At 61.3% G+C, this 18,754-nt stretch carries 19 protein-coding genes and 1 pseudogene; 9 read left to right on the forward strand and 11 right to left on the reverse strand.

Annotated elements, in window-relative coordinates; translation table 11 throughout:
• The 3 genes and pseudogenes from ASD32_RS30675 to ASD32_RS13625 form a co-directional block, all read left to right on the forward strand.
• Positions 1 to 199: pseudogene (locus tag ASD32_RS30675) on the forward strand (hypothetical protein); the annotation flags it as partial.
• Positions 196 to 498, forward strand: coding sequence for a hypothetical protein (locus ASD32_RS13620; RefSeq protein ID WP_060638561.1), 303 nt, complete (start codon positions 196 to 198; stop codon positions 496 to 498). The pseudogene ASD32_RS30675 and the gene ASD32_RS13620, both read left to right, overlap by 4 nt.
• Before the next feature lie 257 nt (positions 499 to 755).
• The gene (locus tag ASD32_RS13625) at positions 756 to 1,820 is read left to right on the forward strand and encodes a DUF475 domain-containing protein (RefSeq protein WP_060638562.1); all 1,065 of its coding nucleotides are present in this window, start codon (positions 756 to 758) and stop codon (positions 1,818 to 1,820) included.
• 190 nt (positions 1,821 to 2,010) lie between these two features.
• On the opposite strand, the gene ASD32_RS30940 is transcribed toward ASD32_RS13625, so the two are convergent.
• From ASD32_RS30940 to ASD32_RS13645, 5 genes are all read right to left on the reverse strand, one after another.
• Positions 2,011 to 2,136, reverse strand: a complete 126-nt coding sequence (locus tag ASD32_RS30940) for a hypothetical protein (RefSeq protein ID WP_276121133.1) — start codon at positions 2,134 to 2,136, stop codon at positions 2,011 to 2,013.
• Between the two features lie 210 nt (positions 2,137 to 2,346).
• On the reverse strand, positions 2,347 to 3,864 hold the full coding sequence (locus ASD32_RS13630) for a tripartite tricarboxylate transporter permease (protein ID WP_060638563.1): 1,518 nt from the start codon (positions 3,862 to 3,864) through the stop codon (positions 2,347 to 2,349).
• Between the two features lie 9 nt (positions 3,865 to 3,873).
• Positions 3,874 to 4,365, reverse strand: coding sequence for a tripartite tricarboxylate transporter TctB family protein (locus ASD32_RS13635; protein WP_060638564.1), 492 nt, complete (start codon positions 4,363 to 4,365; stop codon positions 3,874 to 3,876).
• Positions 4,362 to 5,306 carry a tripartite tricarboxylate transporter substrate binding protein gene (locus tag ASD32_RS13640; protein ID WP_060638565.1) on the reverse strand — a complete coding sequence of 315 codons (945 nt, stop codon included), beginning with the start codon at positions 5,304 to 5,306 and terminating at the stop codon, positions 4,362 to 4,364. Before ASD32_RS13640 ends, ASD32_RS13635 begins: the two co-directional genes overlap by 4 nt.
• 261 nt (positions 5,307 to 5,567) lie before the next feature.
• Positions 5,568 to 6,635, reverse strand: a complete 1,068-nt coding sequence (locus tag ASD32_RS13645) for an ABC transporter substrate-binding protein (RefSeq protein ID WP_060638566.1) — start codon at positions 6,633 to 6,635, stop codon at positions 5,568 to 5,570.
• 336 nt (positions 6,636 to 6,971) lie between these two features.
• Between ASD32_RS13645 and ASD32_RS13650 the strand changes: the two genes are divergently transcribed.
• Together ASD32_RS13650 and ASD32_RS13655 are read left to right on the forward strand one after the other, a co-directional pair.
• A complete protein-coding gene (locus ASD32_RS13650; RefSeq protein ID WP_060638567.1) occupies positions 6,972 to 7,646 on the forward strand; it encodes a response regulator in 675 nt (224 codons plus the stop codon).
• The gene (locus ASD32_RS13655) at positions 7,646 to 9,055 is read left to right on the forward strand and encodes a sensor histidine kinase (RefSeq protein WP_060638568.1); all 1,410 of its coding nucleotides are present in this window, start codon (positions 7,646 to 7,648) and stop codon (positions 9,053 to 9,055) included. Before ASD32_RS13650 ends, ASD32_RS13655 begins: the two co-directional genes overlap by 1 nt.
• Here ASD32_RS13655 and ASD32_RS30945 read toward each other — a convergent pair.
• Positions 9,052 to 9,177, reverse strand: a complete 126-nt coding sequence (locus tag ASD32_RS30945) for a hypothetical protein (protein WP_276119742.1) — start codon at positions 9,175 to 9,177, stop codon at positions 9,052 to 9,054. The genes ASD32_RS13655 and ASD32_RS30945 overlap by 4 nt on opposite strands.
• Before the next feature lie 376 nt (positions 9,178 to 9,553).
• On the opposite strand from ASD32_RS30945, the gene ASD32_RS13660 reads away from it, so the two are divergent.
• Complete coding sequence (locus tag ASD32_RS13660) at positions 9,554 to 10,549, forward strand: MDR family oxidoreductase (protein ID WP_060638569.1); 996 nt, start codon at positions 9,554 to 9,556, stop codon at positions 10,547 to 10,549.
• Between the two features lie 71 nt (positions 10,550 to 10,620).
• Here the strand turns inward: ASD32_RS13660 and ASD32_RS13665 are convergent, their stop codons facing one another.
• Both ASD32_RS13665 and ASD32_RS13670 read right to left on the reverse strand, forming a co-directional pair.
• Positions 10,621 to 11,400: an ABC transporter substrate-binding protein gene (locus tag ASD32_RS13665; RefSeq protein WP_060638570.1), complete on the reverse strand. Its 780-nt coding sequence runs from the start codon at positions 11,398 to 11,400 to the stop codon at positions 10,621 to 10,623.
• A gap of 141 nt (positions 11,401 to 11,541) precedes the next feature.
• Positions 11,542 to 12,369, reverse strand: coding sequence for a MerR family transcriptional regulator (locus ASD32_RS13670; RefSeq protein ID WP_060638663.1), 828 nt, complete (start codon positions 12,367 to 12,369; stop codon positions 11,542 to 11,544).
• Positions 12,370 to 12,538: 169 nt separating this feature from the next.
• Here ASD32_RS13670 and ASD32_RS13675 point away from each other — a divergent pair, with 169 nt between their 5' ends.
• Together ASD32_RS13675 and ASD32_RS13680 are read left to right on the forward strand one after the other, a co-directional pair.
• Entirely contained in the window at positions 12,539 to 13,807 is a 1,269-nt protein-coding gene (locus tag ASD32_RS13675; protein WP_156383175.1) for a 4-aminobutyrate--2-oxoglutarate transaminase, read from the forward strand.
• A gap of 148 nt (positions 13,808 to 13,955) precedes the next feature.
• Positions 13,956 to 15,407: an NAD-dependent succinate-semialdehyde dehydrogenase gene (locus ASD32_RS13680; protein ID WP_060638572.1), complete on the forward strand. Its 1,452-nt coding sequence runs from the start codon at positions 13,956 to 13,958 to the stop codon at positions 15,405 to 15,407.
• An 11-nt stretch (positions 15,408 to 15,418) separates the two neighbouring features.
• Here the strand turns inward: ASD32_RS13680 and ASD32_RS13685 are convergent, their stop codons facing one another.
• Genes ASD32_RS13685 through ASD32_RS13695 form a run of 3 tightly spaced genes read right to left on the reverse strand, consistent with a single transcriptional unit; the run spans position 15,419 to position 18,057 of the window.
• Positions 15,419 to 15,628 carry a type II toxin-antitoxin system VapB family antitoxin gene (locus tag ASD32_RS13685; RefSeq protein ID WP_060638573.1) on the reverse strand — a complete coding sequence of 70 codons (210 nt, stop codon included), beginning with the start codon at positions 15,626 to 15,628 and terminating at the stop codon, positions 15,419 to 15,421.
• 60 nt (positions 15,629 to 15,688) lie between these two features.
• Positions 15,689 to 16,861, reverse strand: coding sequence for a CaiB/BaiF CoA-transferase family protein (locus ASD32_RS13690; RefSeq protein WP_060638574.1), 1,173 nt, complete (start codon positions 16,859 to 16,861; stop codon positions 15,689 to 15,691).
• A gap of 8 nt (positions 16,862 to 16,869) precedes the next feature.
• Positions 16,870 to 18,057 (reverse strand): acyl-CoA dehydrogenase, encoded by a 1,188-nt coding sequence (locus ASD32_RS13695; RefSeq protein ID WP_060638575.1) that lies wholly within the window; start codon positions 18,055 to 18,057, stop codon positions 16,870 to 16,872.
• A gap of 139 nt (positions 18,058 to 18,196) precedes the next feature.
• On the opposite strand from ASD32_RS13695, the gene ASD32_RS30255 reads away from it, so the two are divergent.
• Positions 18,197 to 18,754: aminopeptidase P family N-terminal domain-containing protein (locus ASD32_RS30255; RefSeq protein ID WP_200953597.1), on the forward strand; the 558-nt coding region annotated here is incomplete at its 3' end.

The raw sequence follows: 18,754 nt of genomic DNA on the forward strand, positions 1-18,754 counted from the left end.
TGATGACGGTATCTTGCGCACCGCCAGCGATTTCCGCCTGGTGCCTTATGACATTCCGCGCGGCTGCGTTGCTGGCTATTATCCGGAACTGAACGTCCTGGTACCGCTTTCGAGTGCCGGAGATGAAAGCGATACGCCGACATCGAAATCTGTCCTCGTATCCTTCCGCACAAGGGATACATCAGCAGAAGCCGCGTGATGCCGGAGGATTTTTCCGAGGCTGGCTTCCTCGCCTATGCCGATGCTCTACGGACACTCGACCCGGCACTTTCGCCGCTGGCGGCGGGTATCGTCGCTGCAGTCTATCAAGAGATCGCTGCCGATAGCCGCACGTTCGCAAAACTGTTCGGCATCGCCCACGCCCTGGTCCTGCGCGAAATCAACCAGCTCACCGGGCCCGATGCGCCCCTCGCAATCACCCGACGCGATGCGCGCACACAGCGAACATATCTCGAACTTACCGTAAAAGGTGAGGCACTTTGCCGCCTCCTCCCTTGACGTTGCCAAAAGGGTTGCTATGTAACCATGGACTCAGCAGTGCAGGGCATTACAACACGCCTGCTGAGCAAACCTGATACCGGGCCCCTCTGGCGAGAATTTACGGCGCTCTCGTGATGTCGGTATTACCCCGCAAATAAGCCGGCGGATTGTAAGCAAATGACACTCCTTCTCATGCGTTCCTCGCATGCCATTCAGGGCATGCGGGATGTCTCCCGCTATTCAGCGTTCAGCCTCATCGGTGCGGAGGTGCGGCCATGACAACCGCTCCCCAGACATCCACTCTCGGCTATTTCAAATGGTCCTTCATCGTTACCGCCGTTGGTCTTGCGCTCGGCGCCTGGCTCGGCTGGACGACCACGGGCACGATCGGCGGCATGGCCACGGTCTTCTTCATTTGTACGGTGCTTGCCGTGCTGGAAATCTCGCTTTCCTTCGATAACGCCATCGTCAATGCCAACAAGCTCAAGGAAATGACACCGGTCTGGCAACAGCGGTTCCTCACCTGGGGTATCCTCATTGCCGTTTTCGGCATGCGGATCGTCTTCCCGCTGCTGATCGTCGTCATCGCTGCCCAGATCGGGCCGATCGAGGCGCTGGTGCTGGCCGCCGCACGCCCGGAAGAATATGCCCGCATCATGAACGAGGCGCATCTGCCGATCGCCGCTTTCGGCGGTACCTTCCTGATGATGGTCGGCCTGAAATTCTTCTTCGACCATGAGAAGGATGTGCACTGGATCCAGGTCCTGGAACGCAACATGTCGCGGTTCGCCTCGATCAAGGGCGTCGAAATCGCCTTCGTGCTGACCGTGATCCTGTGCTTCTCCTCGCTGCTGGAAGGCGAAGAGGCCACCACGTTCATCTATTGCGCCATCTACGGCCTGTTGACCTTCCTGGCAGTGGAAGTCATCGGCGGCTTGCTCGATGCATCGCAGCAGACAATGAATGCAGCGGCAAAGGGCGGTCTCGGTGCCTTCATCTATCTTGAAGTGCTGGATGCGAGCTTCTCCTTCGACGGTGTTATCGGTGCCTTCGCCATGACGCAGAACCTCTTCATCATCGCCATCGGCCTTGGCATCGGCGCCATGTATGTGCGCTCGATGACGATCATGCTGGTGGAAAAAGGCACGCTTGCCGAATACCGCTACCTGGAACACGGCGCTTTCTACGCGATCCTGATCCTGTCGGTGATCATGTATGTCCAGACGCTCTTCCATATTCCGGAAGTCATCACCGGTCTTGGCGGTGCAACGCTCATCGGCATCTCGCTCTGGTCGTCGATCAAGCACAACCGCCGCGAACAGTTGGCCAGCGCGCACTAACCAAACCGGCCACCCTGCACAAGAAGAAATGCCGTCCGTCAAAAGCGGGCGGCATTTTTCATATCCAGACATCAGCCTGACTTTGATTTGGCCTGCCTCCGGCAGATCGGCATGCGCGAAGGACGGCCTAAAACGCAAAAAGCCCACCAGTTTCCTGGCGGGCTTTTCTCATTGCATGGCAGCGATTACATTAGCCGCGCTTGACGGAATGGAAGTTCGCCGGGTTGATGCCGAGTGTATAGAGGTCGCGGTCCAGCGGACGGCGGTTGCCCTCTACTGCTGCGGCAGCGGCCGTGGCCGCGCCAAAGATGGCCATGGCATTACCGAAAAAGCCTCGGGCAGATTTAGGGGCACTCATCTCTTTAACTCACTTTCCTAAGTTGTTGTGTCTTGTTGACGAGATGAATATGCGGTCTGCAACCCTTGTTTACAATGCACAGGAATTCACCCCAGCCATGCAAATAGAGAAGGCCCGGTTAACATCGGTCAACCGGGCCTTCTCCTGCAACGGTCTTGGGAGGAACCGTTAATCTTCGTTTGCGGCAAGCTGCGAGAGCACTTGGCCACGCCCGCGCGCCCGTAGGATCAGCGGCACGATCAGGGCAGCGGCGGCAATGACGAGCAGCACGGCCGCGACCGGGGAGGTGAACAGCACCGTCACATCACCCTGGCTGATCGCAAGCGCACGGCGCAGCTGCTGCTCGGCCAAGGGGCCGAGGATCAGGCCGACGACGACAGGCGCGATCGGGTAACCGAAGATGCGCATGCCATAGCCGAGCACACCGAACGCCAGAAGCATGCCGAGTTCGAAGACCGACGGATTGGCGCCGATCGTGCCGAGCGTGGCAAACAACAGGATACCCGCATAGAGCCAGGGCTTCGGGATCGTCAAAAGCTTCACCCACAGGCCAACCAGCGGCAGGTTCAAAACCAGAAGCATGAAGTTGGCAATGAGCAGCGAGGCGATCAGGCCCCAGACGAGCTGCGGATTGGTGGCAAACAGCAGCGGACCCGGTTGCAGGCCGTATTGCTGGAAGCCGGCCAGCATGATCGCCGCCGTCGCGGTGGTCGGCAGGCCGAGCGTCAGCAAAGGCACCAGCGTTCCCGCAGCCGAAGCGTTGTTGGCCGCTTCCGGACCGGCGACGCCTTCGATGGCGCCGTGGCCGAATTCTTCCGGATGCTTCGACAGCCGCTTTTCGGCCGCATAGGAGAGGAACGTGCCGATTTCGGCACCGCCGGCCGGCATGGCGCCGATCGGGAAACCGATGGCGGTTCCGCGCAGCCAGGCTTTCCACGAGCGCGCCCAGTCCTGCCCGGTCATCCAGACGGAACCCTTGACCGCCTCGATCTTGTCCGGACCCTGCGAACCCTGGGCAGCGATATAGAGCGATTCACCAATGGCAAACATCGCGACCGCCAGTGTCGTCACTTCAATCCCGTCAAGAAGATCGGGAATACCGAAGCTCATGCGGGCCTGGCCGGTCAGCTGATCGATGCCGATAATGGCAAGCGCAAAGCCGATGAACAGCGAGGTGAGCCCGCGCAGCGTCGAATCGCCGAAAGCGGACGACACGGTGACGAAGGCGAGCACCATCAGCGCGAAATATTCGCGCGGGCCAAAGACCAGCGCCAGCTTGACGACGAAAGGCGCGATGAAGGCCAGCCCGAGCGTCGCGATGAGGCCGGCGACGAATGAGCCGATAGCAGCCGTTGCCAGCGCCGGACCGCCGCGTCCCTTGCGGGCCATCTTGTTGCCTTCGAGCGCCGTCACGATCGAGGCGCTTTCGCCGGGTGTGTTGAGCAGGATCGAGGTCGTCGAGCCGCCATACATGCCGCCATAATAGATGCCGGCAAACATGATCAGCGAACCGCCCGGGTCCAGCCGGTAGGTTACCGGCAACAGCAGTGCCACGGTCAGCGCCGGGCCGATGCCCGGCAAAACGCCGACGGCTGTGCCGAGCGTCACGCCGATCAGAGCATAGAACAGATTCATCGGCTGGGCGGCGACAAGCATGCCCTGCATGAGAAAATCGAATGTGGTCATGTCAGCGCCTTACCAAAACAGGTGTTCGAGCGGACCGGCGGGCAACGAAAGCTGCAGCAACCCGGCAAAGACCAGCCAGACGCCGAGACAGAGCACGATGCCGATCGGGATCGTGAACCAGAGCGTCCGCTTGCCGAAACCGGCCGCTGTCGCAGCAAACAGGAGGCCGGTCGCGATGGAGAAACCCAAGGGCTTCAGCGTCAGCATCTGTGCGGCGAGACCGCCGACGATCCAGATCACGGGGCCGAATTCCTGGCGCTCGCGTGCCGGAAATTCACCGCGCAGGGCCTCGAATACCGTCCATGCAGCCAGGAGCAGCAGCACGCTGGCAATCACGAAGGGGATGGTGGCAGGCCCGATCCCGGAATAGCTGGTGATCTTGGCAAGCCGGGACGTATCCCAGAAGATCAGCCCCGCAAGCGCGGCCAGAAAGACGGCGATGACAAGCGCCGCCCTGTCAGGGCGGCGTGTCTGCGTCGAAGGGGTGTTACCCTTGCTCATTGAACCAGACCAATGTCCTTGAGGACAGTTTCGGTTGCAGAGACGTCCTTGGCGAGCTGTGCCTTGAACGCGTCACCGGCCAGATAGGTATCGGTCCAGCCCTTGGTCTTCAAGGTTTCCTGCCAGCCGGCCGACTTGGCGAGCTTTTCGATATCGGCGGAAACCGCAGCCTTCTGCTCATCGGTCAGGCCAGGAGCGGCCGCAACCATGCGCCAGTTTTCTACCACGACGTCGAGGCCGCCTTCCTTGATGGTCGGGGCGTCGATGCCGGGCAGACGCTCCGGGCTCGACATGGCGAGCAGGCGAAGCGTGCCGGCCTTGATCTGCGATTCGAACTCGCCGTAACCGGAAATGCCGGCCGTGACCTGGCTGCCGAGAATGGCGGCAAGCGCTTCGCCGCCGCCGGAAAACGCGATGTAGTTGATCTTGGTCGGGTCAACACCGGCCGCCTTGGCAATCAGGCCGACAGCGATATGGTCGGTACCGCCAGCCGAACCGCCGCCCCAGGATACCGCGCCCGGATCTTTCTTCAGCGCTTCGACGAGATCACCCATCGACTTCAGCGGCGAATCCGCCGGAACGACGATGGCTTCATATTCGCCGGTGAGGCGCGCGATCGGCGTCACGTCGTTGAGCGAGACCGGCGACTTGTTGGTGAGGATCGCGCCGACCATGACGTAACCGCCGACGATCAGGGCATTGGCATTGCCGGCCGACTGGCTGGCGAACTGTGCAAGGCCGATCGTGCCGCCGGCGCCCGGTACGTTCTGGACCTGAACGTTGCCGGAAATGCCTTCCTGTTGCATCACCGACTGGATCGAGCGGGCCGTCTGGTCCCAGCCGCCGCCCGGATTGGCCGGTGCGATGATGGTGTAGTCAGCGGCAACAGCCGGCAGGGCGAGAGCGCCAGCGAGAATGGAAGCCAGAAAAAACTGTTTCAAAGGGTAGTCCTCCGTCAAGCGCACTCGCGTGTTGGGCGCGCACATTGTTCATCTTTGCGGACGGGGAATGGCTCACGTCGAATCAGCTACGGCTGCCATTGAGGCTCGCCTTAACGCCGGGTCTGGTGAAACTCCTCCCATACGCCTCGATCATCCGCCTCCACGGATAATGAAGAACCGCAAGCCACCATATGAAGCTGACATTTACCTGACATCGGGCGGGACTTGCCGCATTAATGTCCCTTAATTTTTGGTCTTCGTCTACTGCAGCCGCAAAACTTCGTTCCAATGGGCGATCAGCCGCGCCCGCTTCACCTGATCAAGATAGACCATCAGGCCGAGGCTGACGGGAACCGGCTTCAACTGGCCGCCCAGCATTTCGCGCATCGTATTGGCGGTATTGGCTCCTGCCACGTCCGGGCTGACGGCGGGGATCTGCAATTCGCGCGCCATGATCGTCTGGCCTTCCTGCGACATGAAGAATTCCAGGTAGCGCCGCCCGAGATCCGGCGTTGCCGCCGCCTGCGGCACCAGCCCGATGCGCGACATGACGACGGTATAATCACGCGGCAGCACGATGCCAACATCCGGATGCCGCGAGGCCCAGTCGGCCGCATAGGAGCCGAGAATATTATACCCGAGCACGAAACGGCCGTCGGAGACGCGCTCGAGAATGGCCGAGCTCGTGGAATAGAGCTTTACCCCGGCCGCCCCCATGGCCTGGATCACCGACCAGATATCGCCGAACTGCTCCTGATCGCGCGCCATGAACAGGAAGCCGACGCCGGAGCGCTCGATGTCATAGGTGCCGATCTTGCCGAACACGGCGCTGCCCTGGCGTTTCAGGTAATCGACGAACTCTGCCCGCGTCGAAGGCGGCTTTTCCGTGGTGAAGCTCGGCTTGTGATAGACGAAGACGGCCGGCTCGAAGGTCAGCGCATAGGCCGTGTTGCGCCAGTTGGCCCAGGCCGGCCAGCGGCCGCTCATCGGCATGTCGCTGCGCTGGGCATAGCCGTCATTGCTGAGCTTCACCTGCAGGTCCATCGCCGAGGAGAAAGCAAAATCCGCCGTCTTTTCTCCGGCATCGGTTTCCCGCACGATCCGGTCATAGATCTCGCCGGTCAGCATGTCCTCGTAACGCACCGCCACATCCGGGTTGGCTGCCTGGAAGCCGAGGATCATCGGCCGCGCCAGCGGTTCGTCGAGCGAGGAATAGACAATAACGGCCGGAGCCTCCACATCGCCCGACCGCGCCGGAAACAGCGTCAGCTGGGCCGCCGCCGGCGTTGAAAATCCACAGAGAAGACAAAGGACGGGAAGGAAGCGCATAAACCGATATTGCCGCAGTGACGGGACCTTCACAAGCAAATGCGTGATTGCAAACGGGAGCTGTACGGGTGAAACAGCAAAGTGATGCTGAAGCAGCGCCCCTCATCCGCCCTATCGGGCACCTTCTCCCCGTAAACGGGGAGAAGGACCAGGCCGCAAACTCCGTCGTCCCCTCTCCCCCGCAAGCGGGGAGAGGGCAAGGGTGAGGGGCAGCCTGTGAAATAAAAAAGCTCAATACCGGCACGAAAACCACCGCCCTCTGCATCTCTTTCTTCTCTTAACCCCGTTCACCTTTCACCGATCATGAAATACTGTCCTTTCCAGGAGAACGGGCATTTGCGGATACTACTGGTCGAGGACAATACGGCGCTTTCGGAGGGACTTGTCGCGATCCTGCGCGGCAGCGGCTATGCCGTCGATGTCGTGCACGACGGCGCCTCCGCCAATGCCGTCACCGCCACGGAAACCTTCGATCTCGTCATCCTCGATCTCAACCTGCCGGAGATGGACGGCCTCGACGTGCTGCGCTCGATGCGGGCGCGCCAGAACAAGGCGGCGGTGCTGATCCTGACGGCGCGCGGCACGCAAGAAGAAAAGATCAGGGGGCTCGATCTTGGCGCCGACGACTACATGATCAAGCCCTTCGATATCAGCGAATTCGAAGCCCGCGTGCGCGTTCTCCTGCGCCGCCAGGCGGGGCTGCGCTCGTCGCTGGTCAGCTATGGCAAGATCTCGCTCGATCTCAATTCGCGCACCTTCTCCGCCGATGGCATCACGGTGGATATTCCGGCGCGGGAGCTGGGCCTGCTGGAAATCCTGTTCATGCGTGCCGGCAAGGTGGTGGCCAAGGAAGCGATCATCCAGTCGCTGACGGCCTTTGATGACGATCTCAGCGCCAATGCCATCGAGCAATATGTCAGCCGGTTGCGCAAGCGTCTTGCCCCGCACGGCCTGACGGTACGCACCGCACGCGGCATCGGCTATTATCTCGAAAAGATGGCGGAAGCCTGATGGCACGCCGTCCCTATTCCCTGCGCCGGGGCCTGCTCGCCTGGCTGTTGATCTCCACCGCCGTCATCGGAGCGCTGGCGCTTATCGACACCTATCGCGAAGCGGTAAAGACGGCAAATACCGTCTCCGACCGGGTTCTCGCCGGCTCGGCGCTGGCCATTGCCGAAAGGGTCGTGGTGGCCGAAGACGGCTCGCTTGAGGTCGATATCCCCTATGTGGCGCTGGAAATGCTGACGTCGGCTGCACAGGACCGCGTCTTCTACCGGGTCGATGGGCCGCCCGGCCAGTTCATCACCGGCTATCAGAACCTGCCCTCGATCGCCGATCTCAAAGGCCAGTCGGCCGTCTATACCGATGCGCAGTTTCGCGGCGAGCCGATCCGGGTCGCAGCGCTGGAGCGATCCGCATCGACGGGCATCAATTCCGTGCCCTTCGTCGTCACCGTCGCGGAAACCACGATTGCCCGCCGCCAGCTGACGCAGGCCATCCTTTTGCGTTCGGCCTTCCGGCTGCTGGTGATGATCCTTGGGGCAGCCGGCATCGTCTGGATCGCCGTTACCTTTTCGCTGCGGCCGCTCTACCGCCTCGGCGACGCCATTGCCGAGCGTAGTCCCGACGATCTGCATCCGATCGATCAATCGGTGCCGAGCGAAGTCGAGGGGCTGGTCGAAACGGTCAATTCGTTCATGGTGCGGCTGCAATCGGCGCTGGATGCGCTGCGTCACTTTTCCGGCAATGCCAGCCACCAGCTGCGCACGCCGCTGGCAATCATTCGCACCCAGCTGGCACTGTCTGCCCGCGCAACGACCTTGGAAGAGGCGCAGGCTGCAGCGCGGAAAGGCGACGAAGCCGTCGCCCATGCCGAACGCATTCTGGCGCAATTGCTGCTGATGGCAAAGATCGACGCCGCCGGCTCGAACGAGCCGCAGCCGCTTGAGATCATGGATCTGACGACGCTGGCACAGGACATCACCGGCGACCGGGTGCCTGGTGCTGGCGAGGCCGGTATCGATCTCGGCTTTGAGGGTGACGGCAAGGCACTGATCCGGGCGGAGCCGCTTTTGATTGGCGAACTCCTGCGCAATCTCATCGAAAACGCCATCGCCTATGCCGGCAAGGGCGCCGAAGTCACGGTCCGGGTCGAAACGGCGCCCGAGGGCGTCCGGCTCGACGTGGAAGACAATGGCCCGGGCATCCCGTCGGACAGCCGGCAGGTCGTGCGCCAGCGCTTTGCGCGCGGCGGACGCGGGCAAGCACCGGGGATGGGATTGGGACTTCCGATCGTCGAAGAAATCGCCGGACTGTTCGGCGGACATCTCACCTTAGGCGAAGGGCCGGATGGCAAGGGGCTGAAAGCCTCCGTGACATTTCCGGCCGTATCAGCCGGTCCGGCCAGCATATCCGCCTAATAGCGGTTGCGGCCTGTCATCAGAGAGGTCGTTTCACGGGTCTGAACGAGAAGGATCGCGTTCCAGATCATCTGGACAAAACCGCGATCAGACGGGCTCGACAGCTTGCGCTGCGAAAACATGATAAGCTCCATAGGGTTGTTGCGAGCGTGAGATAGCACTTCCCCATGTATTTCGCCAGAGGGCGAACAGCAAATCTGCCCTGCGCGGCAAGCATGGCATCTATATCCCGGATTCTTCCATGAGAAATACATCATGTGATAAGTAAATCCGCGCGATACTGAATTATGATTTTGCCGCTAATTGCCTGCCGAATCAATGATTTGCTTGCCTCTTGGAAAATGGGCCATCGACAGATTTCCCGGCGTCTTTTGCAGCAAGACAAAAACCGGTTTCACCCGCCCTCAGTGGATGGCAGCGATCCCCTCGCGCCTTTCGTCGAAATGGCTTTTGATTTTTTCCCATGCCATGCTGCGGCAAAACGGACGGGAGAAAACCATGACGGAACATTTCAGGGCACTCGTGATCGACGAGCGCGACGGCAAACCAGCGGCCGGTTTCCGCGATCTGGCGCTTGCCGATCTTCCCGATCAGGACGTGCTGGTCGAGGTCCGGTTCTCGACGCTCAATTACAAGGATGGGCTTGCCGTTTCCGGCAAGGGCCGCATCGCCCGCCGCCTGCCGATGGTGGCCGGGGTCGATCTGTCCGGCATTGTCGTGGAATCCCGCAATCCGGACTGGAAGCCGGGCGACAAGATTATCGTCAACGGCTGGGGCATGTCGGAAACCGAATGGGGCGGCTACACCCGCTTCCAGCGGGTGAAAGCCGAATGGTTGACGCGCCTGCCGGACGCCTTCACGCTGGAGGAAAGCATGGCGATCGGCACCGCCGGCTATACCGCCGCGCTTGCGATCGATGCTCTTGAAGCTTGGGGCAGGATCCGGACGGACAGGCGCGAGATCCTCGTGACCGGCGCTGCCGGCGGCGTCGGTTCGGTGGCCATCACGCTTTTGGCCGAGCGCGGCTATAAGGTCACCGCATCGACAGGACGGCCGGAAACCCATGACTATCTGTCGGACCTCGGCGCGACCGGCTTCGTCGACCGGGCCGAACTCGCCGCAAAGGGGACGGCGCTTCAACGGGAACGCTGGGCGGGCGCCATCGATTCCGTCGGTTCCACCACGCTTGCCAATGTTCTAGCGCAGACCGTCCAGAGCGGTGCGGTCGCTGCCTGCGGCCTTGCCGGTGGCGCCGACCTTCCGGCAACCGTCATGCCGCATATCCTGCGCGGCGTCGCCCTAATCGGCATCAATTCGGTCACCGCCCCGCATGCCGAACGCGACCGGGCCTGGGCCATCCTGGCCGAAAGCCTCGACCGCAAACGGCTGGCCGCGATGACCACGGTGGAACCACTATCGAACCTGCCACAACTGGCTGAAGACATCCTTGCCGGAAAAATCCGCGGCCGCGTGGTCATCGACGTCACGAAATAGGCAAGTCCGATGATCGCGTTCCGCCACATGGCGCAACGCGATCATGCGAATGGCCTCCGGCTCAGCCGGTCCTATTTCATCGTATAGACGTCGATGGTGAAATACTTGTCGTTGATGGTCTTGTAGGTGCCATCGGCGCGAATTTCGGCCAGCGCCTTGTTCAGCTTTTCACGCAGGTCCTTGTCGTCCTGGCGAAGCGCAATGCCGACGCCGTCGCCGACGAATTTGCGATCGGTAATGGGCTCACCGATCAATTCGCAGCATTTGCCGTCATCGTTCTTGTTGACCCAGTCGAGCATTGGCAGCATGTCGCCGACTTCCATGTCGAGGCGGCCATTGGCCATGTCGAGATTGGCTTCGTCCTGGGTCGGGTAGAGCTTGATATCCGCATCCGGATAGACAGCGGCGATATATTCGGCCTGGGTCGTGCCTGCCTGTGCGCCGATGACCTTGCCTTTCAGCGCCTCATTGGTGAATGCGGTGATACCGGCACCCTTCGCCGCGACATGCGTCATGGCCGCCAGATAATAGGGATCGCTGAAGGCGACCTGTTTGCGGCGCTCGTCGGTGATGAACATGGAGGCGATGATCATGTCGTATTTCTTGGCGACCAGCCCTGGAATGATACCATCCCAATCCTGCGCCACCACCTCGCAGTCGACCTGCATTTTGGCGCACAGCGCCAGGCCGATATCCACATCGAAGCCGCCGATCTTACCGGCGGTATCGACGAAATTGAAGGGAGGATAAGCGCCCTCCGTGCCAATCCTGAGCTTTTCGGCGGCATGGGCTGGCATCACGGAAAAGGCTGCGGCACAGGCAAGAGCCAGTGCGATCATCTGTTTTTTCATACGGTCAGTTCCCCTTTGACGCACCGTTTGCCGGTGCTTGAGGCAAACTCTAAGCCCGAAATGCCTATAAACGAAATAGATAGAGACAATAGCCGGTATAAACGCGCTTGATTGTCACTGGGGACGCCGAGGACAGAAGCGCTAGAAAGTCGGCGGCGTGTTGATCCACAAAAGCACGGTCTCGCCATCGTGGCGGTTCGACCAGGCATGATGGCGGCGGCTGCTGAAATAAAGGGAATCGCCGGGGTTCAGATCATGAAACTGATCGGAATCAAGCACGAACTCCACCCGCCCCGACAGCACATAGACGAACTCCTCGCCCTCATGCGTGTAGGCGCCCTCGCTGGAGGCTCCCGGCTCCAGCACAAAGCGGTGGCAATCCATCTGGTTGCGGCCTTCAGCCAAAAGCTGCACGGTCACACCCGGTGTCGTGCGCGGCCAGGCCCGCCATTCGCCCGAACGTACCAGAGCCCGCACCTCGGGCTCGTCCTGCCCGGAAAGGCTGGAAACGGTCGTCGCGAAATATTCGGCGAGATGATGCAGCACGGCGACCGAAACCCCTTGCGAGGTCCGCTCCAGCGTCGAAAGGACAGAGGCTGCGATACCGACATCGCCGGCCACCTGCTCCAGCGTCTTGCCGGCCGCATGGCGCAGACTTCTCAGCTTGCGCCCGACCTGCGATTGCGGGACCACGTCACCGGCGGAGGCCGGACCATTGTCGTCAAGGTCGCCCGCTTCCAGTTCCAGCGCCTCACGGATGGCAGCCGGATTGAGCCCGCGCTCGGCGCGAAACCACGAGATCCGCTTCAGCTGGGCGACATCGCCCTCGCTATATTGCCGGTGCCCGGTAACGGACCGGTCCGGCACAACAAGGCCTTGCGTCTCCCAAAGGCGTAAGGTGGATGCGGAGACACCGGCAAGCCGTGCGGCTTCAGCGACCTTGTAGCGTATCTTCATGGCATCACTCATATACCAAGCATCGATGATGGGCACCCTACGTTGCCGTCTTAACGGCAGGAAATCCATTCCCGGCGCTGCTTCTCAAATCACAAAATTTGATTTGCAAACCTACAGAAAAAATATAGGATTTCCGTCAAATCTGCAACCGAAAACACCCAGCAACATCAGGATGAGACCCGTGACCAGTTTGACCGATCGCAAGAACGCAGCCATTTCCCGCGGTGTGGGCATGACCACGCAGATCTATGCGGATCGCGCCGAAAATTCGGAAATCTGGGACAAGGAAGGCAATCGCTATATCGATTTTGCCGCCGGTATCGCCGTCGTCAACACCGGCCACCGCCATCCGCGCGTCATCGAAGCCGTCAAGAAGCAGCTCGACCGTTTTACTCATACCTGCCATCAGGTCGTGCCATACGAAAACTATGTCGAACTGGCCGAGCGGCTGAATGCCATTCTGCCCGGCGACTTCGCCAAGAAGACGATTTTCGTCACCACGGGTGCGGAAGCCGTCGAGAATGCCGTCAAGATCGCCCGCGCAGCAACCGGCCGCCAGGCGGTTGTCGCCTTCGGCGGGGGCTTTCATGGCCGCACCTTCATGGGCATGGCGCTCACCGGCAAGGTCGTGCCCTATAAGGTCGGCTTCGGCGCCATGCCGGCCGATGTCTTCCACGTGCCCTTCCCGGTCGAACTGCAGGGCGTTTCCGCCGACCAGTCGCTGGCGGCCCTGAAGCGCCTCTTTGCCGCCGATGTCGATCCGAACCGGGTCGCCGCCATCATCATCGAGCCGGTGCAGGGCGAAGGCGGCTTCTATCCGGTGCCGACCTCCTTCATCAAGGCGATCCGCGATATCTGCGACCAGCACGGCATCCTTCTGATCGCCGACGAAGTGCAGACCGGCTTTGCCCGTACCGGCAAGCTTTTTGCCATGGAACATCATGGCGTTGCCGCCGACCTCGTGACGATGGCCAAGGGTCTTGGCGGCGGCTTCCCGATCGCCGCCGTTACCGGCCGCGCCGAGGTCATGGACGCGCCCGGCCCCGGCGGTCTCGGCGGCACCTATGCCGGCAATCCGATGGGCGTTGCCGCAGCGCATGCCGTCCTCGACATTATCGAGGATGAGAAGCTCTGCGAACGCGCCGAACAGCTCGGCGGCCGCCTCAAGCAGCGCCTCGCCGCCATTGCGGAGCAAGTGCCGGAAATCGTCGATATCCGTGGCCCGGGCTTTATGAATGCGGTCGAGTTCAACGACGTGAAGACCAATCTGCCAAGCGCCGATTTCGCCAACCGCGTCCGCCTGATCGCGCTCGAAAAGGGCCTGATTCTGTTGACCTGCGGCGTGCATGGCAACGTCATCCGCTTCCTTGCCCCGATCACCATCCAGGACAACGTCTTTTCCGAGGCGATGGACATTCTGGAAGCCTCGATCCTGCAGGCCCGCGCCTGATTTCAGGCAGCTCTGGCATGACATAACCGATCGGGCGGCCACGCTTGCCGCCCGATGGACGCGGCTGCTGTTATCGGCTATCGGCATTGTCCCCGCGACGCAATATGCCGCATGTCCGCCGCGTGCGGATCGCCAGAAAGGATCTCCGATGATCTTTACCGAGACCTTGATCGCCCATGTCAGGGATCCGCATCTGCTCGGCCTGGTCAACGCCGCGCCCTCGGCAAAGACCTTCGACGTCCAAAACCCCTCGAACGGCGCCCTCCTCGCCACGCTGCCGGACATGGGGATTACGGAAACCCGCGCGGCGATCGATGACGCCTATGCGGCGCAATTTCCCTGGGCCGAGCGCCCGGCCGGCGATCGCAGCACGATCCTGCGCCGCTGGCACGATCTGGTCATCGCCCATATCGACGATCTCGCCGCGATCCTGACGGCGGAAATGGGAAAGCCGCTCAGCGAAGCCCGTTCCGAAGTGCAGCATGCCGCCGCCTATATCGAATGGTATGCGGAAGAAGCCAAGCGCGTCTACGGGGAGACCATCCCCGCCCCCTCGACGGATCGCCGCATGATGGTGATCAAGCAGCCGGTCGGCGTGGTCGGCACGATCACCCCCTGGAACTTCCCAGCCTCGATGGTTGCGCGAAAAATCGCCCCGGCGCTGGCGGTCGGCTGCACCATCATCCTCAAACCCGCCGAACAGACGCCGCTGGTGGCTTTGGCCATGCATGCGCTGGCCATCCGCGCAGGCTTCCCGAAGGGCGTCTTCAACCTCGTTCTGGCTTCGGAAGGCGACGCGATCGGCCGCGAACTCTGCACCAATTCGCGGGTGCGCAAGATCAGCTTTACCGGCTCGACCGAAGTCGGCCGCATCCTGATGCGCCAATGTTCCGACCAGATCAAGAAAGTCAGCCTCGAACTCGGCGGCAGCGCACCCTTTATCGTCTTTGACGACGCCGATATCGACGCGGCCGTCGATGGCGCCATCCAGGCCAAATTCCGCAATGCCGGCCAGACCTGCACCTCGGCCAACCGCATCTATGTGCAAAGCCGGGTGCACGACGAATTCGCCGGCAAACTGGCCGCCGAAGTGGCAAAGCTCAAAGTCGGCGACGGCTTCTCCAAGGGCGTCACCATCGGCCCGCTGATCGATAGCCGGGCGATCGAGAAGGTCGAGACCCATGTCAACGACGCAATCGGCAAGGGCGCAAAACTGCTCTGTGGCGGCAAGCGCGTCTCCGGCGCTTTCTTCGAGCCGACTGTCTTGTCAAATGTCGGCAAAGGCATGCTGGTCGCCTGCGACGAAACGTTCGGCCCGGTCGCCCCGATCATCCGCTTTGAGACCATGGAAGATGTCATCCTCCAGGCCAATGACACGATCTACGGCCTCGCCGCCTATTTTTACGCGACCGAGCTGAAGAAAGTCTGGCGCGTCGCCGAAGCACTGGAATACGGCATGATCGGCATCAATACCGGCCGCATGTCATCGGAAGCAGCCCCCTTCGGCGGCCTCAAACAATCCGGCATCGGCCGCGAAGGCTCCCGCCACGGCGCCGAGGATTATCTGGAGATGAAATATCTCTGCATGGGGAATATTTGACAGCGGCTTGGCTAGTCGGAATCGTCATCATTCCACGGGCGCCGTCGGGGAACATTCTGCAAATCAGGCTGGCTGCCCCCAAGCTCTGCCAGCCGTCTTCCGGCTTCCCGCTGTATGAGCGCTTGCAAAGCGTGTCGGATGACAGCTGATTTCGTCATCAGGCCCGTATAAAACTGGGCGCTCGCCAACATTTCGTCATCCAAAACGACAGTCACGCGCATGAATCTGTCTCCATGAGGGGGAGACGAAGCTCTAGCATGAAACGATGATTGTTTGAATGCCTACGGCTTCATTCCAATCTCTTCCAGCACCTCATGCGTGTGCTCCCCCAGCCTTGGCGCACCGCGCTCAAGCGCCAGTTCCGCGTCCGAAAACATGAGCGGCGAGCGAACGCCCGGCGCAGTACCGGAGGCCGAGCCCGTATGCGGCGTATCCACCCGCATTTCACGGTGAATGATCTGCGGGTCTGCGAACACATCCGCCACGCTATTGATCGGCCCGCCAGGTACGCCGGCCGCTTCCAGCATGGAGAGCAGCGTATCGCGGTCGAAATTCACAGTCCGTGCCGTCAGCTCCGGCGTCAGCGTATCCCGGTGCTTGACCCGGCTTGCGTTGCTCAGATAGCGCGGATCGGTCGCCAGAGTATCGAGCCCCAGCAATGTGCAGAACTTGACAAACTGCCGGTCATTGCCGACGGCGACGATCAGATGGCCATCAGAGACCGGAAACACCTGGTAGGGCGCAATATTGGGATGCGCATTGCCAAGACGGCGCGGCGATTGCCCGGAGACGAGGAAGTTCAGCGCCTGATTGGCGAGAACCCCAGTCATGCTATCGAACAAAGCCATATCGACCTGCTGACCGGCGCCGGTGCGTTCGCGCATATGCAGGGCCGCCTGGATGGCGATGACGCCGTAGAGCCCGGTGAAGATATCGGCAAAGGCGACGCCGATCTTCTGCGGTTCGCCGTCTGGATCGCCCGTCAGGTCCATGATGCCGCTCATGCCCTGGATGATGTAATCATAGCCGGCGCGATGCGCATAGGGGCCGTGCTGGCCGAAGCCGGTGACCGAGCAATAGATCAGCCGTGGATTGATCACCTTCAGGCTCTCATAGTCCAGCCCGTATTTGGCCAGTCCTCCGACCTTGAAATTTTCAAGCAGCACATCCGACTGCGCCGCCAGCCGCCGCACCGCTTCCTGCCCCTCTTCGGTGGTGAAATCGAGCACGACGGAGCGCTTTCCGCGGTTGCAGGCGTGGAAATAAGCGGCATCCAGATGGCCGCCGGTCTCGCTTTCGATGAAAGGAGGCCCCCAGGTGCGGGTATCGTCGCCGGCCGGGCTTTCCACCTTGATGACATCAGCGCCGAGATCGGCCAGCGTCTGGCCGATCCAGGGTCCTGCCAGGATGCGGGCAAGCTCAAGAACTTTCAGACCCTTCAGCGGCGTTTCCATGCCGGCGCTCAGAAGAAAGCCTGCAGCCCGGTTTGGGCGCGGCCGAGGATCAGGGCGTGCACGTCATGGGTGCCTTCATAGGTGTTTACCGTTTCCAGGTTCACCATATGCCGCATTACTTGGTAATCCTCGGAAATGCCGTTGCCGCCATGCATATCGCGGGCAGCGCGGGCGATATCCAGCGCCTTGCCGCAATTGTTGCGCTTGACGATCGAGATCATCTCCGGCGCCATGCGCCCCGCATCCATCAGCTGGCCGACGCGCAACGATGCCTGCAGGCCCAGCGTGATTTCCGTCTGCATATCTGCGAGCTTCTTCTGGAACAGCTGCGTCTGCGCCAGGGGCTTGCCGAACTGCTTGCGGTCGAGACCATATTGGCGGGCCGCATGCCAGCAGAACTCCGCCGAACCGAGCACGCCCCAGGAAATACCATATCGGGCGCGGTTGAGGCAGCCGAATGGCCCCTTGAGACCCTCGACATTGGGAAGCAGCGCATCCTCGCCGACCTCGACATTGTCGAGCACGATTTCACCGGTGATCGAGGCGCGCAGCGACAGCTTGCCGCCGATCTTCGGCGCCGAGAGGCCCTGCATTCCCTTTTCCAGGACGAAGCCGCGAATGGCATTGCCATGCGCCTCGGATTTCGCCCAGACGACGAAGACATCGGCGATCGGCGCATTGGAAATCCACATTTTCGAGCCCGTGAGCCGGTAGCCGCCATCGGTCTTCACCGCCCGCGTCTTCATGCCGCCGGGATCGGATCCCGCATCTGGCTCGGTCAGGCCGAAACAGCCGATCCATTCGCCGCTGATCAGCTTTGGCAGATATTTCTGGCGCTGCTCTTCCGAGCCATAGGCATGGATGGGGTAGATCACGAGAGAGGATTGCACGCTCATCATCGAGCGGTAGCCGCTATCGACCCGCTCGACCTCGCGGGCAACAAGGCCATAGGCCACATAGGATGCGCCGACGCCGCCATAGGTATCCGGCACCGTTACGCCAAGCAGCCCCAGTTCGCCCATTTCACGGAAAATCGAGGTGTCGGTGGTCTCGTTGCGATAGGCATCGATGACGCGCGGCTGCAGCTTGTCCTGCGCATAGGCACGGGCCGTGTCGCGGATCATCCGCTCGTCTTCGGAGAGTTGATCCTCCAGCAGCAATGCATCGTCCCACTGGAATTCCTGTCTTGCAGCCATGGCGTCCTCCCGTCACTTTCCTTCTCCTATCCGTTATGGCAAGCCGGGCAGAGCGATACAAACGAAAATGCGGCACTGCCTCATGCGCTGCGGGAATGGCGGCATGACGCGCATGGCAGAGACAGGACAAGGAAACGGCATGGCTCACCTCGACAGAACCCGCGCATCGCAGCTGATGCAGGCAGCCGGGATCGATGCGCTGCTGCTGCTTTCTCCGGAAAGTTTTACCTATGCGACAGGCGCACCGGCCGGTGTCGCAACCATGTGGCGGCGCGCCGGTGCCGTAGCCGCCATCATCCCCGCCGATCCTGCATTCAAGGAAGCAGCCGTCGTCACAGACCTGTTCGAAGCGGCCTTCCGCGCTTCCAGCGCGATCGCCGATATCCGCATCAATCCGATCTGGGTGGAAACCGGTGATATAAGGGGCTTGGACGTGCGGCCGCCGGAAGAGCTGATCAAGGCCGCCTGGGAAAGACAGGCAAGGCCTGCAGGCTTCCAGCGCCCCGAGACCTTTGACGCAAGCATGGGTTTCCAGCTGGCTTCAGAGCTTCTTGCCGGAAGGCATCTTGCCAACGGCCGCATCGGCATCGAGTTCGACGGCCTTTCCGTCACCGATTTCAAGCTCTTGTCCGCCGCTCTGCCACTCGCCGAACTCGTCGATGCATCCGATCTTGTCCGGCGATTGAAAATGATAAAA

The sequence above is a fragment of the Rhizobium sp. Root483D2 genome (assembly GCF_001426685.1).
GTDB lineage: Bacteria > Pseudomonadota > Alphaproteobacteria > Rhizobiales > Rhizobiaceae > Pararhizobium > Pararhizobium qamdonense.

What these genes read in the sequence shown, in the direction of transcription:
- ASD32_RS13625 (WP_060638562.1), top strand. Translation starts at nt 756, where the DNA reads ATGACAACCGCTCCCCAGACATCCACTCTCGGCTATTTCAAATGGTCC.
- ASD32_RS30940 (WP_276121133.1), bottom strand. Translation starts at nt 2,136, where the DNA reads ATGGCCATCTTTGGCGCGGCCACGGCCGCTGCCGCAGCAGTAGAGGGC.
- ASD32_RS13630 (WP_060638563.1), bottom strand. Translation starts at nt 3,864, where the DNA reads ATGACCACATTCGATTTTCTCATGCAGGGCATGCTTGTCGCCGCCCAG.
- ASD32_RS13635 (WP_060638564.1), bottom strand. Translation starts at nt 4,365, where the DNA reads ATGAGCAAGGGTAACACCCCTTCGACGCAGACACGCCGCCCTGACAGG.
- ASD32_RS13645 (WP_060638566.1), bottom strand. Translation starts at nt 6,635, where the DNA reads ATGCGCTTCCTTCCCGTCCTTTGTCTTCTCTGTGGATTTTCAACGCCG.
- ASD32_RS13655 (WP_060638568.1), top strand. Translation starts at nt 7,646, where the DNA reads ATGGCACGCCGTCCCTATTCCCTGCGCCGGGGCCTGCTCGCCTGGCTG.
- ASD32_RS30945 (WP_276119742.1), bottom strand. Translation starts at nt 9,177, where the DNA reads ATGTTTTCGCAGCGCAAGCTGTCGAGCCCGTCTGATCGCGGTTTTGTC.
- ASD32_RS13660 (WP_060638569.1), top strand. Translation starts at nt 9,554, where the DNA reads ATGACGGAACATTTCAGGGCACTCGTGATCGACGAGCGCGACGGCAAA.
- ASD32_RS13665 (WP_060638570.1), bottom strand. Translation starts at nt 11,400, where the DNA reads ATGAAAAAACAGATGATCGCACTGGCTCTTGCCTGTGCCGCAGCCTTT.
- ASD32_RS13670 (WP_060638663.1), bottom strand. Translation starts at nt 12,369, where the DNA reads ATGAGTGATGCCATGAAGATACGCTACAAGGTCGCTGAAGCCGCACGG.
- ASD32_RS13680 (WP_060638572.1), top strand. Translation starts at nt 13,956, where the DNA reads ATGATCTTTACCGAGACCTTGATCGCCCATGTCAGGGATCCGCATCTG.
- ASD32_RS13685 (WP_060638573.1), bottom strand. Translation starts at nt 15,628, where the DNA reads ATGCGCGTGACTGTCGTTTTGGATGACGAAATGTTGGCGAGCGCCCAG.
- ASD32_RS13690 (WP_060638574.1), bottom strand. Translation starts at nt 16,861, where the DNA reads ATGGAAACGCCGCTGAAGGGTCTGAAAGTTCTTGAGCTTGCCCGCATC.
- ASD32_RS13695 (WP_060638575.1), bottom strand. Translation starts at nt 18,057, where the DNA reads ATGGCTGCAAGACAGGAATTCCAGTGGGACGATGCATTGCTGCTGGAG.